Origin of the sequence: Streptomyces sp. NPDC020747 (assembly GCF_044334695.1) — a bacterium.
Classification (GTDB): domain Bacteria; phylum Actinomycetota; class Actinomycetes; order Streptomycetales; family Streptomycetaceae; genus Streptomyces.
The window spans coordinates 21,891-36,161 of record NZ_JBIRTJ010000034.1; the positions used below are offsets into that span (position 1 = coordinate 21,891).

The 14,271-nt window shown below is 65.8% G+C and carries 11 protein-coding genes and 1 pseudogene; 9 read left to right on the forward strand and 3 right to left on the reverse strand.

The window, feature by feature from the left end; all coding sequences use genetic code 11:
* Positions 1-208 precede the first annotated feature (208 nt).
* Together ACH4YP_RS47025 and ACH4YP_RS47030 are read left to right on the forward strand one after the other, a co-directional pair.
* The gene (locus ACH4YP_RS47025) at positions 209-1,003 is read left to right on the forward strand and encodes a DUF1883 domain-containing protein (protein WP_398497641.1); all 795 of its coding nucleotides are present in this window, start codon (positions 209-211) and stop codon (positions 1,001-1,003) included.
* A gap of 246 nt (positions 1,004-1,249) precedes the next feature.
* Positions 1,250-1,909 carry a hypothetical protein gene (locus tag ACH4YP_RS47030; RefSeq protein ID WP_398497642.1) on the forward strand — a complete coding sequence of 220 codons (660 nt, stop codon included), beginning with the start codon at positions 1,250-1,252 and terminating at the stop codon, positions 1,907-1,909.
* 74 nt (positions 1,910-1,983) lie between these two features.
* On the opposite strand, the gene ACH4YP_RS47035 is transcribed toward ACH4YP_RS47030, so the two are convergent.
* Both ACH4YP_RS47035 and ACH4YP_RS47040 read right to left on the reverse strand, forming a co-directional pair.
* Entirely contained in the window at positions 1,984-2,637 is a 654-nt protein-coding gene (locus ACH4YP_RS47035) for an Eco29kI family restriction endonuclease (RefSeq protein ID WP_398497644.1), read from the reverse strand.
* 65 nt (positions 2,638-2,702) lie between these two features.
* Positions 2,703-3,554, reverse strand: coding sequence for an Eco29kI family restriction endonuclease (locus ACH4YP_RS47040; RefSeq protein ID WP_398497646.1), 852 nt, complete (start codon positions 3,552-3,554; stop codon positions 2,703-2,705).
* Positions 3,555-3,672: 118 nt separating this feature from the next.
* Here ACH4YP_RS47040 and ACH4YP_RS47045 point away from each other — a divergent pair, with 118 nt between their 5' ends.
* From ACH4YP_RS47045 to ACH4YP_RS47070, 6 genes are all read left to right on the forward strand, one after another.
* Positions 3,673-5,025: a DNA cytosine methyltransferase gene (locus ACH4YP_RS47045; protein ID WP_398497648.1), complete on the forward strand. Its 1,353-nt coding sequence runs from the start codon at positions 3,673-3,675 to the stop codon at positions 5,023-5,025.
* 184 nt (positions 5,026-5,209) lie between these two features.
* Positions 5,210-5,827: a very short patch repair endonuclease gene (locus ACH4YP_RS47050; protein WP_398497650.1), complete on the forward strand. Its 618-nt coding sequence runs from the start codon at positions 5,210-5,212 to the stop codon at positions 5,825-5,827.
* Between the two features lie 948 nt (positions 5,828-6,775).
* Positions 6,776-9,118, forward strand: coding sequence for an ATP-binding protein (locus ACH4YP_RS47055; protein WP_398497652.1), 2,343 nt, complete (start codon positions 6,776-6,778; stop codon positions 9,116-9,118).
* Entirely contained in the window at positions 9,115-10,779 is a 1,665-nt protein-coding gene (locus tag ACH4YP_RS47060; RefSeq protein ID WP_398497654.1) for a DEAD/DEAH box helicase family protein, read from the forward strand. Before ACH4YP_RS47055 ends, ACH4YP_RS47060 begins: the two co-directional genes overlap by 4 nt.
* Positions 10,776-11,375 carry a hypothetical protein gene (locus tag ACH4YP_RS47065; protein ID WP_398497656.1) on the forward strand — a complete coding sequence of 200 codons (600 nt, stop codon included), beginning with the start codon at positions 10,776-10,778 and terminating at the stop codon, positions 11,373-11,375. Before ACH4YP_RS47060 ends, ACH4YP_RS47065 begins: the two co-directional genes overlap by 4 nt.
* Positions 11,376-11,383: 8 nt before the next feature.
* Positions 11,384-12,733: a sigma factor-like helix-turn-helix DNA-binding protein gene (locus ACH4YP_RS47070; protein ID WP_398497658.1), complete on the forward strand. Its 1,350-nt coding sequence runs from the start codon at positions 11,384-11,386 to the stop codon at positions 12,731-12,733.
* Between the two features lie 400 nt (positions 12,734-13,133).
* Here the strand turns inward: ACH4YP_RS47070 and ACH4YP_RS47075 are convergent.
* Positions 13,134-13,313 (reverse strand): annotated as a pseudogene (locus tag ACH4YP_RS47075) (site-specific integrase); the annotation flags it as partial.
* A 432-nt stretch (positions 13,314-13,745) separates the two neighbouring features.
* Here ACH4YP_RS47075 and ACH4YP_RS47080 point away from each other — a divergent pair.
* Positions 13,746-14,271 (forward strand): hypothetical protein (locus ACH4YP_RS47080; protein ID WP_398497660.1); only part of this gene is annotated, 526 nt, incomplete at its 3' end.

Genomic DNA, 14,271 nt, shown 5'->3' on the forward strand with positions numbered 1-14,271 from the left:
CGGGCCCTTGAGTGGTTCGCGGGGCCATTCTGGGAGCCAAGCTCGACATCCGGCTCCGGGGGGGGCCGAGGAAGCCGTAGCGGGCAAGCGGGCAGCCAGCGCCACGGCGGTGAAGCAATCAACGCTGGCCTTGGTTCTGCGTTCCCTGATTGTCAGTGCTCGTCCTTAGGCTGGTACGTGCTGTACTGCGCGTCCCTTAGGAGAGCTCGTGGACCACCTGTACAAAGACCTCGGCAACCTCAAGAAGGGCTCCAGGGTCGTCGTCGCCGTGCGCGACAAGGCCAACGTGCAGGTGATGACCCGTAGCGCGTACAGCAGTTACAAGGCGGGAAAGAGGTACCGGGCCATCGGTGGCAGCATCACTCGCTCTCGCTCTCCGCTCCAGGTCACCATCCCCAATAGCGGGCATTGGATCGTTACCGTCGACCTCGGTGGTCTCCCTGGCCGCATCAGCGCTTCTGTCCAGGTAGAGCCGCCCCCACGCGGGTTCCTCCCGCCGGCCCGGGGGCCGCAGCGCAACCCGGCACGGTCCGTCGCAATCCACGAGCCGGAGGAACCCCCGGAAGACGTGCTGGGTGGCCAGACCTGGGACGTATTCATCTCACACGCTTCGGAAGACAAGGCAGCCGTTGCCCGCCCCCTTCGGGACGCGCTGACCAAGTTGGGTGTGGCGGTCTGGCTCGACGAAGCCCAGATGCGGATCGGGGACAGCCTCCGCCGCAAGATCGACGAAGGGATCAGGGCAAGCCGATTTGGCGTCGTCGTGCTCTCGACGTCTTTCATCACCAAGGGATGGCCCAACCACGAACTTGACGGGCTCGTTACTCGTAACGTGGCTGGGGAGCAGTCACTCCTGCCGATCTGGCACGACCTGACTGCTGATGACGTCCGGCGCTACAGCCCCTCCCTTGCGGGCAAAGTGGCGATGAGCACCAGCGAATACCCCATTGAGGAGATCGCGCAGCAGATCGCCGACGTAGTTCAAGGAGAGAGTCCCGCTTAAATTCGGAAGCGCTGTCGCCGAAGCAGCCACCAATGCACCCTTCTAGAGTGGCATCGCCATGCCCACCGGAGCAGAGCTCAACGAGTCCCGGAGGGCAGGAGGTGGCCGCCGAGTCAGGATGCTAAGGCCGCCAGACAAGACGGAGCATCAGCGTAAGGGGGGCCGGTGGCCAATCGGAGTAGGCATGGAGGCAATAGCGCAGTGCGCGTAGGGTTGCGCACCGCGTTAGCCGGCGTTATGGGAAGCGTGATCGGTATCGCCGCATACTCGATCAGTCAGACAGGCGGACAGCGGCTGTCAATCATCGTGGGCTGTCTCGCCGGCGTCGCCGCGGTCCTCGGTTTGGAGCTGTACCGCAGATCAGCACAGCTGACGGAGGTCCGTCTCGTCCTCTTCGGTAACGAAATGTCGTTCACCACCAAGACGGACATGCGTCAGGCCGCCCAACGAATGTTCTTCCAAGCCGCCACCCGGGTGGCCACTCGCCCGCTGGAAGACGGCAGCGGGAACTTGCGCGAGGCCCTCACCTCACTCAAGGTGCTGTTCGATCTCTATCGCGAGCCACTGGAGGGCTACACGACCCCTCCTCCCCCTGCCAAGGGGGACTCTGTGTACGAACTGGCTCTGGATGTTCTCAACTTCGAACTCGCTCCGTTCCTCTCCAAGTGGCACCCCAGCCTGAAAGACTTCGAAGACCACCACCCCAACCAGGATGAATCCGAGTGGCCACAGCACGCCGCGTTCCGCGCGGAGCTCAGCCAACTGCAGGAACGGCTGAGGCCGTACGTAATCGGGCTGGGGGAGATCGCCGGTATCCGCGATCCGGAGCGGCATCTACGCCCGTCGGGCCGCTCCGTGCAGTCCCGTCCTACGGTGCCGCGGCAGGACGGTTGGTCGCCGGCGTAACTGACTGAGGTGGGCGCTTGGAGTCGCTCGGAGGGAACTCACCTAACTCGGTGACGCCCAGGCCACTGGCGAGTTCACGAGGTTTCAAGGTCGAGGTAGCTGTCGATGTCAGGGTGGGGCCACGGCAGCCTGTCGTAGTCGCTCACCTGCCGCGCGATGTGGGCCTCGGCTTGCCCAATCAGTTTCTCGATTTCGTGGACAACGCCACCGTGCGTACGACGACGCCCGTCATGCACAGTGTCCCACTTGCTCTTCTTGCTCTGGCGGGTCGTCGCCCCCTGCTCTTTGCTGCCGAAGCCCTTGAGCTTGCTGTTCCAGACCGGCGTGTATCCGACACGCAGTGCGTTCTCACCCAGATCAGCGTGTACAGCAGGCAGCAGGAGGGCACGGAACCGGAACTCGGCGATCGGCAGCCCGCCTTCCATGATCGACAGACGGTGGTGCTTGAGCCTGCCATGGAGGGGATACCGCTCCCGAACGCTCTCCCCGGTGGCGCTGTCGCTACGGGCCTGCCCCGCGTAGACGGGGACTTGAAGGCTCGCGAGCGGGAGGTACAAGTCCACGCTCACGCCACGGTAGTACAGGGCGTAGAGCCCGGAGCCCTTGAACCTCGGGATCTCGTGCGTCATGGAGACCAGGGGTTGCCGCTCGAAGGTTGCACAGATGGTGTTCGCGATCTGCTCGGTCGACAGAGGGTCGAACGAGGCGGGGGTGTACTCGGCGGGCATGGCTTCCTGATCAGTAATCGACCCGTCTACAGGGAGACCCCGTTGGAGCGGGTTACGGTCGGCTACTACGCCTTCTGGTCACTCTCGGCATCGAAGAGATCATCTTGGGTGATCTCTTCGGGTGACGCCTCGGGCTCGGTCTCGGCCACTGTGCCAGACCGGTAGTACCGCCAGGCGCTCTTGTACTCGGCCGGGGAGTCCGGGTACATGATCACGTACCCCATGAGGGCGGCGATCTGCCACGCTTCTGGAAGCGCCTCGGATACCGATTGGAACGCCTCGTCGGCGGACAGCCCCTCCTGCGGCACAGTCAAGAAAGTGGACTTCGAGCGCGGCGGCTCGGCGTATCGGAAGTTGTAGGGCAGCCCGCCCTTGAGTACCTTGAGCAATGCGCTCAGCGAGATCTGTCCGGGCTCCAAGTCCTCTACGGGGCGGTCTAGGTCGATCGGATAGACAACGTCGAAGTGGTTCTTCTTAAGGATCGTGCTGTCACGCTGACGCCCCGGGTCCTTATTGCCGAACCCGTTGTTGTTCCACGGTATGTTGCCCATTTCCTTGTGGTGGCTTATGAGCAGCCGCTCGGGCGCCAAGGCTGAGAAGTCCTCATCGACGTACAAGCAAGAGAACGTAACGTCACGGAGGTCGATGTTGCGCCGACCCGAGAGCTTCCGCAGATGGTTTGCCAGCCTACCGGGCAAGGACTCATCAGCCTTGCCCACATAGACGAACTCACCGTGAAGGTAGAGCTGGTAGACGCCGGGCCGCTCCTCGAGACTGGCGAGGTACTGCCCGGCCAGTGGAGCGCGACCGATCCGTGTCAACGCATGGGCCAATTGATCACCGAGCGCCTTGGTAATGCTCAGCCGGAAGTGATCGTGATAGGTGCCACGTCCGTCTGAACTGGCCGACTGCGTCATTCCCTTGGGCTCCTTCTGCCTCGTTGATCACCACGGACCCTATGGCCTCGCTCACACACAGGCGACTCGTTTGACTGAAAACCCACCACGATCACCAACTCCGCGGTATAGTTTCCCCATGCTTGACCTGCCTGAAGAAGCAAAGAAGCTGCGGACCAGCGTTGAACTGTTCGCGGGTGGAGGCGGCCTGGCCATGGCGGTCCACCAAGCGGGTTTTCGCCCACTCCTGTTCAACGAGTTCAACAACCGGGCCTGCGAGACACTCATCGCGAGCGCGCGGAAGACCCTCGGTGTCGACGGCTTGGAGCTCACCGAGGAGAAGAACCCCAAGGCGCCGCAGCCGGGGCAGCCCGCCCCTCTCTACCCGGGCGACGTGCGCGACCTAGACTTGAGCGCCTTCCAGGGCAAGGTCGATGTCCTCGCCGGAGGCCCTCCGTGTCAGCCGTTCAGCGCCGGAGGGGTAGCCAAGGGCGACGAGGACAAACGCAATATGTTCCCGGCCATGTTCAAGGCCGTACGAGAGATGCGACCGAAGGTCGTTATCTGCGAAAACGTCCGCGGACTACTGCGGCCGTCATTCGTCGACTACTTCCAATACATCCAGAACGAGCTGAGTCTTCCATTTGAGAAGCGCGTCGATGAAGTCAATTGGCAGGACCACAACGCCCACCTGACACGCATTCTCGACCAACTATCCGACGAAGACAGTGACCCGGATCACTACAAGGTCGTGATGGTGCCGGTCAACGCCGCCAGCTATGGCGTCCCGCAGGTACGCAACCGGGTCGTAATCGTGGCCTTCCGGGCTGACCTCGGCGTGGACGTCAACGGCTTCGAGAAGTATGTGAAGACGGAGAGGTTCTCCGAAGCGGCCCTGTTCCGATCCATGCGCGAGGACGACGGTCCCTACTGGAAGCGCCACCCAACCGTAGAAGACCACGTTCGCGACCGAGTACGTGCGCGCCTTCCGAAAGTAATCAAGGAAGACGACTGCCAGCCGTGGCGCACGTTGCGCGACGCCATCCAGGGATACGGCACGGACGTGAAGCTCCCCGCGCTGCCCCGTGTCGACAGGGACCGGCTTTCCGAGAAGTTCGATTTCGGTCGAGAGATCAAAACCGTCGGTCACATCGGATGGCCTGGGGCCCGCATCTACAAGGGGCACACCCCGAACGAACTCGACCGTCCCGCGAAGACGGTCAAGGCTGGCGTTCATGGCGTGCCGGGTGGCGAGTCCGTGATGCTGCTGGACGATCGGATCCGAGACACCTCGTCGCCGGATGGCTGGAGCTACTTGCACCGCTACATGACCGTGCGTGAGGCCGCTCGAGTAATGACGTTCCCAGACGATTGGCATGGCTCAGGCCCCCGGGGCGAGCAAATGCGGCAGTTGGGCAACGCTGTTCCGGTCGTTCTCGGTGAGTTCTTCGCCAAGGCAGTCTCCGACGCCCTAGCTGCGGCGGGACACTAGACTCATGCCGCAGACAGGGGTCGGGGGTCGCTGGAAGGACAGGCCGCCCCCGGAACGCGCGTATAAGCGTCGAGCTAGCTCGGCCGCGCCAGCAGTTGAGCAAGACCGTGCCGCCGGTGGCCGCAATCGCCGCAACGTCGCCCTGAGTGACGGGCGTCTCGCACGCGCCTCAATCACGCTCCGCTTGTACCGGAGCACACGGCGCGTTCGCGCCTATCTGCGCTGGTCACAAGATGGCAAGACTGAGGAGCGGTACGTCTGCGAGGTCGAGTTCGACTCACGCAAACAGAACCTTGCTGAGGCATGGCGACATGCCCGAGCAAAGGGACTGCTGGCACAAGAAGCCCTGCCCCCGGAGTCGACTGCGTCGTCGCTCGAAGTGCGAGCTTCAATGCGCGGCAACCGCGGCAAGGACACCAAACCGGAACTTCTGCTCCGCAGCCTTCTCCATCGCCGCGGCATGCGCTACCGGGTCGACACCCGGCCAATCTCCGACATCCGACGGAGAGCCGACCTCGTGTTCCCCGGCGATCGCATCGCGGTATTCGTGGACGGCTGCTTCTGGCATGGCTGCCCGGACCACTACCGGCCTGCCACGAAGAACGCGGACTTCTGGCGGGAGAAGATCAACGGCAACAGGGCAAGGGACACTCAGACCAACGACACGCTGACCGCGGCCGGTTGGACAGTCATCCGCGTTTGGGAGCACGACGACCTGGCCGGAGCAGCGACTCGAATCGAGAACGCCGTCCGGCGAAAGCGCGACTCAGCGCGCCTCGTCGCTACAACGGGCGACCACTGATCAGGTCACTGACAGCGTCATCCAAACGGCGCATGACGATCCGGCCGTCCCCATCGCTGTGAGCCAACAATGTCTCACCGGGGTTGGTGCCGGCCTCTGCCAAGATGCTCATGGGTAGGGCAACCGTGCCGTCGGCGCCGACGGTGACCTCGGATGGGCTTCGAATCACCACCCCAGTCTTTCATGCGTGGTGAGGCGGGATCAGGCGCCAAGGCGCACCGCAGCAAGTGAGTCAGTTTGCCACGCGGTCTGAACGGACACGAGGATGATGGCGGCGGCCTGGGCCGAGGCGCGGCTGCGGCCGCTGGTGGAGGCGCGACCGCCGCCAGCCGGATAGGTGCACGTCATCATCTTCGGCAAGGGCCTCGATGCGCGTGCCGGAGAAGACCCTCCGGTCACTGCGGCACAGACGGCATCTACGCCACCGCGGCACCACGGCTCCCGTGCCGACACTGCAACGGACGTCGATCTCATCTCAAGGGCCCGAGTCACGGTCTTGATGGACAGCTGTCACTGGCATGTCCGTCAGCGTCTACGGCCAGCGACGAACGGCAGGGGTTCTGACGGGACACGACCATCGCCAACGGAATCCGAGACGCCGAAGGGGCGGAAACATTCCGCGGTTCTGGGAACACGAGGATCTGAGGCCACGGAACGCGTCGCGAAACTGGACGCCCGAGGAAACCGCGCGCCATGACGGCCACATCCGTTTTCCTCACCACCATCCGCGACTGGATCCTCCCTGTTCACGGGGGTTCACCACCTTCGTCCCCGTCCCGGTAGCTACACAGTTCGCCGGGTTTCGCAAACTCCGGCCAGATTGTCAGTGGCCCCCTCTAACCTCGGGATCGGACGTTCGGCTCATGAGGGTCGGGCGGCTTCGCCGCACCCAGACACGCCGCAGCCGCCGCGACAGCGTCCCGATTCCGCCAGGAGGGTCCCACCGGAGTGAAAATCACCCCTTCCGCCCGCGTACTGAGCATGCTGGGCGAGATCGATTTCGACGAGTGGCAGTGCGTGGCCGAGCTCGTCGACAACCCCTTCGACGACTTCCTCGACATCCTTCGCTCGGGGACGGAGTGGCCGGACGGCTTCACTGTCAGCGTGACCCTGCCATCGTCCGCGAAAGGGGTCCTGGAGGTCCGTGATACCGGGCGGGGCATGTCGTACGACCGGTTGGCGCGTGCGGTGCGAGCCGGTTGGTCCGGAAACGACAAACACGACAAGCTCGGCTTGTTCGGCATGGGCTTCAACATCTCGACTGCCCGCCTCGGCAGGCGCACCCGCATCCTTACAACTCGAGTTGGCGACACGGAATGGATCGGCGTCGAAATCGACCTCGACCAGATCAAGGATGACTTCGAAGCGAAGGACATCACCGAGTCGAAGAGCGACCCGTCTCATCACGGCACGCGGATCATCGTCGACCGCCTGCAGCCGACGCGTGCCGAGTGGCTGCGCCGCAATGGCGCCTCGCTCCGCAACACTCTGGGCTCGGTGTACTCATGGATCCTGACCGAGCGACCCTTCGAACTCTACGTCGGCGGGACCCGGGTCAAGCCAGTTCGCCACTGCCGCTGGGGCGACGACCGTTACGTGCTCTACAACGGCAAGGAACAGATCCCCGCCTACATCCCCATCGACGAGAAGCTCCAGGACGGGATCGCCTGCCAGGACTGCGGGGAGTGGCAGATTGGTGTGGGCGAGGTCTGTTCGGTCTGCGGCAGCGGCAACCTGACGGTGCGCGAGCGCCGGATTCACGGCTGGCTTGGCGTCCAGCGCTATCTCGACAAGACCGAGTACGGGATCGACTTCCTGCGTAATGGCCGGAAGATTCTTCGCTGGGACAAGCGGGTCTTCACCTGGAACAACCCCTACGGGCGCGAGGGCGAGGAGGAAGAGCCTGAGTATCCGGTCGAACTCGCCCACCAAGGCGGCCGCCTTATCGGCGAGATCCACCTCGACCACGTCCCCGTCATGTACCAGAAGGATGCTTTCGAGTACGGGGACCCCAGCTGGCTCGCGGCTGTGGAGGTGCTGCGCGGCGTGGCGCCACTGCAGCCCAAGCGCGCGCCGGGCTACCCGGAGAACGAGAGCCCACTGGCCCTGCTGTTCAAGGGCTTCCGCCGCAACGACGCGGGCCTGCGCTGTCTCGTCCCGGGCGACGGCCAGAAGCCGGTCCATACGGATACCCGGAACTGGGGTCGGAAGTTCCAGGCTGGCGCCCCCGAGTTCCAGACCGACGAGCACTGGTGGCAGGCGGTTCTGCGGCACGAGGAAATCAAGAAGCGGGGCAAGGAGACCAAGACGGCGGCCAGTGTGCCGGCCCAGCCCGACGAGCAGGCCGTCAAGGACGCGCTCGACTTCCCGATCGATATGCCTACCTCCGGCACCGTCGGCGGGCTGGTGGGCGCGCCCACCACCTCCGGCACGACTGCTGTGGCGGTGAAGGAGGAGAAGGAGACCCGCAGCGAGCGCCTGGCCCGTTACGAGAGTGCGGCGTCGCCGCACTCCTACCTGAGCCGGCCGTTCGGCCACCCCGAACTCGGCTACGTGAAAGTCCAGACCCTCCTGCTGAAGCCGGGCGATCCGCTCCTCGACGACCGTGGGCTGTCCGTCCCGGTCCTCCTCGACCAGCGGTCGGGCAACGAGGTCACCGCCCTTGTCGATCCCGAGCACTCCGCGTTCCGGCGGTTCGGCACGGACTACGCCGATCTCATCCTGGTCGAACTGGCCGCTGTCCTGAAAGTTCGGGCGCGCTCCGACTGGAGCCCGTCCCAGCTCGTCGCCGCGATCCGCGCCGAGTCCCTGCAGGACAGCGTGCTCGACAGCACCACTGTTGGAGCGGAGGCCCGCGATCTCCTCACGGAGATCCGTGAACGTGTGGCCGAGGTCATCGACCGGAACGATGTCGGCTGCCCTACCTCCTACGGTCACCTCTCCGACGAAGAGAAGGTCGCGACCGAGGAGGCGATGATCGCCGCCGGACGCGTCGGCCTCGTCGGCCGTCTCGGCCGGGACTCCGGTTTCGTCCACCACATGCCCGCCTTGGCCTTGGTCCAGCTCGTCCAGGCAATGCCGCAGTCGTTCATGGACGGTGCCGTCTTCCGTGGCCCGTACGCCGGGGTGTCGTCGCCATCTGGGAAGGCGCTGAGTCTGGCCCGGGTCACGGGCTGCCTCGCGGACGTGGCGACGCTCGGCACGTTCGCGGGTGGGGCGACCACTCAGCAGCTCAAGCGGGCTCGCCTGAGCATCGCCTTGCTGCGCGACGAGCTGGCAGGCGAGGGGTGAGCGCCGTATTCCTGAAGGCCGCCGAACTGCGCGACGGTGGCCCGGAGGGGCTGACCAAGGCGCTCGAACGGACCCTGTGGCACCTCGGGTTCCAGGACGTCCGCATCATCGACGGCGCTCACGACCACGGCGCCGACCTGCTCGCGGTCCGCGCCCGCGAGCAGTGGGTGTTCCAGAGCAAGTGGAAGGCACACGGCCCGGCCGACCACGCGGGCGTCGACGACCTCGAACGTGCGCGCACCCACTACCGGGCCGACAAGGCCGTGCTGGTGACCAACACGGACATCACCGCGTCGGCCGAGGCGCGGCGTCAGGCGCTGGCGGGGATCGGGATCGACATCGCCCTTTGGCACGGGGCCACCCTGGACACGATCGGTCAGAGGATGCCCAATCGCGTGCCCACCCGCTACTCTCTGCGGCCGTACCAGGAACAGGCTGTGGCCGCGATCGAGCGGGACCTCGACAGTGAGGGGACGGCGTTGCTGATCCTGGCGACAGGGCTGGGAAAGACGGTCGTCGGCGGCGAGGTCATCGGAAACTTGCTGGCGTCGCGGCCGGACGCGCGCGTCCTGGTCGTCGCCCACATGCGCGACCTTGTCGGCCAGCTGGAGAAAGCACTGTGGCGGCACCTGCCGAAGAGCGTGCCCACCCGCCTCCTGACTGGCGAGAGCAAGCCCCGGGACCTCGACGGCGTTGTAGTAGCGACGGTTGAGTCGGCACTGTCCGCCGTACGCGTGGGATACAAACCCGACCTCATCATGATCGACGAGACCCATCACGTGGCCGCGACCGGCAGGTTTGCGGAACTTCTCGATCTGTGCGGGACTGCGGGACGATTCGGGGTCACCGCCACTCCTTGGCGCGGCGACAAGTTCGACATCACGGCTCGCTTCGGCCACCCCAGCTTCAAGATGGGCATTGCCGAGGGCATGGCAGCGGGCTACCTGTCGGCCGTCGACTACAAGCTGCACGCGGACGGTATCGACTGGGACGCCGTCCGGGACATCAGCCGTCACGGCTACTCCATCAAAGATCTGAACCGGCGCCTATTCCTCCCCCAGCGGGACGAGGAGATTGTCGAGCATCTGCGGACGGCTTGGCGAGAGACCGCCGAGCCTCGCGCCATCCTGTTCTGCCAAACCATCGAGCACGCCGAGCACATGGCGGGCCTCCTCGCCCTCTCGGATCCGGCGTGGGCCAACGCCTCACACCTGCACAGCGGCCTGTCGAAGCGTCACCGAGACATACTGCTCAACGAGTTCCGTCTCGGCCGCGTCCCGGTCATCACCTGTGTCGACGTGGTCAACGAAGGCGTCGACGTGCCCGATGTGAACCTGATCGCCTTCCTGCGCGTCACCCACAGTCGAAGGATCTTCGTCCAGCAGCTCGGCCGAGGGCTGCGTCTGAGCCCCGGCAAAAAGGCTCTGAAGGTCCTCGACTTCGTGACCGACATCCGTCGCGCCGCAGCGGTACTGAACCTGCGCCGGACGCTGGAGGCCAAGGAGACCGAGCACCTGGAACTCCCGCACGTTTCCCGAATCGAGTTCCAGGACGAGACGGTCGGCTCCCTGATGGACATGTGGATCCAGGATGCCGCCGACCTCGAGACCGCGGCGGACGAGGTCCGCCTTCAGTTCCCCCTACCCAAAGGAATCCTGTGACCGACTACAAGATCCCGCCCGCCGTAGAGAAGGCCGTGGTCACGCGAATCTACGCCCAGGCTGACGGGGCCCAGTGGCCACACCTCCAGGACGTAGACCGCACCCGCCTGTACCGGGAGTGGACGGAGGACCCGGAGATCGGCGGCCGGCTCCTCGGCTTCGTGGGGCAGAGGGCGAACATCCGCCCGTGGCTGAAGGACTGCCCGATGAAGGAGTACGAGCGGGCACGACGAGGAGAGGGCAAGTACGCCAAGTACGTGTCGCGTCCGGCCGCGACGCTTGAGCAGATGGTTGCGGTGACCCTCGGCCCTGATTGGGAGGTCATCCCGGGGACCATCCAGCAGAAGCCGATGCGCGCCAAGACCCGCGAGGTCGGCACGGAGGACGAGGAGCGGCACTTCGTGGCCGGCACAGCGGCGAATCTTAAGCACCTCGTGTGGCCCGCAGTACTCGACCGGTCCAACGGGGAGACCTGGCCCTGGACGATCTGCGTTGTCGATCCGTTCCGCGCCCCTGTGCCGCCCGAGAAGAAGGAGGAACATCGGCGCGTAGCCGAGTTCCTCGGCGTGCGGGTCGTCTATTTCGACGAGATGTAGGGGGACCGATGGGGGACGAGTGGTCTATGGGCGAGTGGCTGGTCAGGGCGTGGGAAACCGGGATCGTCGAGCGTGAACGGGTCGTCGTTACGGGCCGGGCCGAGGGGATGACGCTGGACAAGATCGGGGCGACGCTTGGGCTGACCCGCGAGCGCGCGCGTCAGATCCAGAACCAGGCGCGGAAGCGGCTCTCGGAGATGGCGGACATCGTCCAGGACGGTTGGCGGGAGACGACCCGCACTGCGGGCGCGGGCCCGGCCGCCCCGCGAGCAGCCTTCGCCGCCGCGCTTGGGGTCGTCGACCACGTGGCGCTAGATGAGCTGCTAGCCGCTGCGGGGCTGGACGCACCTCGCACGTGGGCAGGGCCCTTGCGTGGCTGGTGGAGTGCAGACCCCAGCGCGCTGGACGGCGCGCTGCGCCGTCTCGTCGACACCGCTCCCTTCCGCGGCGACGACCTCGACCGGGCGGCCTCCGAGGCTGGACTGCCTGCAGGTCTCCCTCTGGCCTGGCTCCTGAGCCACTCCGAGTCGCGGCTCGCCCTGAGCTCCGACAGGCACTGGGTCCGCCGCAAGGCGCAGGGACGCGACGCCGCATACCTGTGGCTGCTGGAGGCCGGGCGCCCGTGCCGGGCCGACGAGCTGCTCACCCCAATGGCCGCGACGACCGTCGCGGCCGTGCGGGAGGCGCTGCGCCGTGACGACCGGTTCCGCCAGATCCGCCCCGAGAGCACCTGGGCCCTGGCCGAGTGGACGCATCTGCGAGCGTCCACGTACGCCACTGCGGTGGAGGCGATGATCGCGGTAGTCACCGAGTCGGGCCCTCTATCGCGTGCGCGGCTCTTCGCTAGAGTGACAGAGCTGTACCCGGTCACCCCGTGGCGCCTGAAGCAGTGCCTGCTCAGCGACCAGCTCGGTGAGACCCCCGATGGCCTCATCGACCTCGTCTCCCGCAGCGCCCGCCCCTTCAAGGAGGAGGAACCGGCCCGGCCGGACACAATGGCCGTTGAAGGCGAGGTCCTCGGCATGCGGATCCCCGTGAACCGGGACATCCTGCGCGGCAGCGGCGTCAACGTGCACACCTGGCTGACCTGGCGGCTCGGGCTGCGCCAGGCCCCGATGAGCCGCACGTTCACGACGCCCGGCGACCACTCGCCGCTCGTCGTCCGCCGCGGCACCAGCAGCGCCCAGCTCTCCAGCCTCCGCCGCCACGCGCTCGAACTCAAGGTCGTCGACGGTTGCGTACTTGCCGTCCTCCTCCGCCTCGACGACGACACCGCCCGCGTCGGACACGGCTGCGCGCCGAACACCTGCCTGGCGCTTCGGACGCGGGCCGCCGCGCCGCCGGCGGTGAACGTTTAACGCGGCGTCGGCACCAACAGTCCCGGCCCAGCCTGGGCCGCCTGCCCAGGGGCCGCTCGCCCCGGCCGCATCGGCCGTCTCCACCGAACCCTCCACCGACTTATCCACGGCGACAGCCCGGGACGCCAGACACAACGCCAAGGGAGAGCTGCAGGGGTGGGAGCCATCTGGGAGCCGACCTGCTCCCCAAGCCCCTGGGAGACCACGCCGCGCCCACCGAAGCCAACCACCTGACCTGAGAAAACGCCATCCAGGCTGGCCACGATCCCGCCCGAACCTCATTCGGGACGAAGAGGTCGTGGGTTCAAATCCCGCCACCCCGACAGGGAATTACCAGGTCAGGCACCTACCAATTTTGGTAGGTGCCTGACCTGTTTGTGCTGCGTGTCTATCTGCGTGACTACCGCTCCGGATCCCGCTTGAAGATGCCGTCCATGACCACGGCGCCGGTCTGGATGACCGGGCAGATCTGCTTGCGGTACGCCTCCTCGGTCACGGCAGTGCCTGATTGGCCGACGAGGCTGAAGATCCCCTCCAAGGGCACGCCGCGATCCGAAAGCAGAGACACGGAGCTGTGCCGGTTCATCAAGTCCGGCTGCGCTCCGCTCCGCCGGGCGCGCCAACGAGTGAATAGGCCGGGCCGATGAGGGGCGATCACCGTACGAAGGCGGCCACGGTCGCAGTCGTGCCTCCGGCCGGGGGCGCTCCGACTCTGGGGTGGAGGAGGCGCCGTTCGCGAGTGCCGGCCGAGTGTGGCGTGCGCGGGGAGCTCCCGCCCCGTCCACCGCCGACCCAGGCAGAGCCGAGCAGACGCGGCCCAGGGGCGTCAAGGTCGTTCGTACAGTGGCGCGCTCCACCTTGACACCCCTGAACCACGCCCGCTCCACGGTGTGTGGGTCGACGGCGGACGGGACGGGAGCCGGGGATGGTGGGTTGAGAATGGTGGAGCGTTTCAGGCCGTGCCCATGACAGACTCGGCGGCCTGTCAGTCACTCTGAGGAGGTGCCCTGTCATGCGCCACATGGCCACCGTGGCGGCCTGTATCGCGGCCGTCGTCTTACTTACCGGCTGTGGCGCCAGCAGTGCCGAGAAGGCACCCGCACCTACGTCGAAGAGTGGAGCATCGGCGACATCGGGGGCCGATAGTTCGTTCGAAGTCGAGGCGGCGCTCAAGAATGCCGATCCAGCACCTTACTCGGCGGAGATCAGGACGGAGACCTATACGGGCTCCACACTGATGGTCGTCATGGCCGGTCGGATGAACCTCAACGGATCAGGCCCTACGGGCAAACTGACCTTGACGACCTCCGACAGTGTCCCGGAGGACCAAGCGTTCAAAACGGAGACGATCCTGCTGGAGGACGCCACCTACACGCGGACACTTGATGACGGCGGAGCAGTTGGGGAGTGGCAGCGTGCGGGACTGGACTCCTCAAGCGCGGGTCTAGTGCTGTGGCCGCGTTGGTTCGCCGGGTCGGCGGTCGTGGCGGTTGGATGTGCGGTGACGTCCGATCCGATCGCTGGAGGAGCGGTGGCCG

Coding starts and splice junctions, on each gene's coding strand:
- ACH4YP_RS47035 (WP_398497644.1), bottom strand. CDS start 2,637: ATGCCCGCCGAGTACACCCCCGCCTCGTTCGACCCTCTGTCGACCGAG.
- ACH4YP_RS47040 (WP_398497646.1), bottom strand. CDS start 3,554: ATGACGCAGTCGGCCAGTTCAGACGGACGTGGCACCTATCACGATCAC.
- ACH4YP_RS47045 (WP_398497648.1), top strand. CDS start 3,673: ATGCTTGACCTGCCTGAAGAAGCAAAGAAGCTGCGGACCAGCGTTGAA.
- ACH4YP_RS47070 (WP_398497658.1), top strand. CDS start 11,384: ATGGGGGACGAGTGGTCTATGGGCGAGTGGCTGGTCAGGGCGTGGGAA.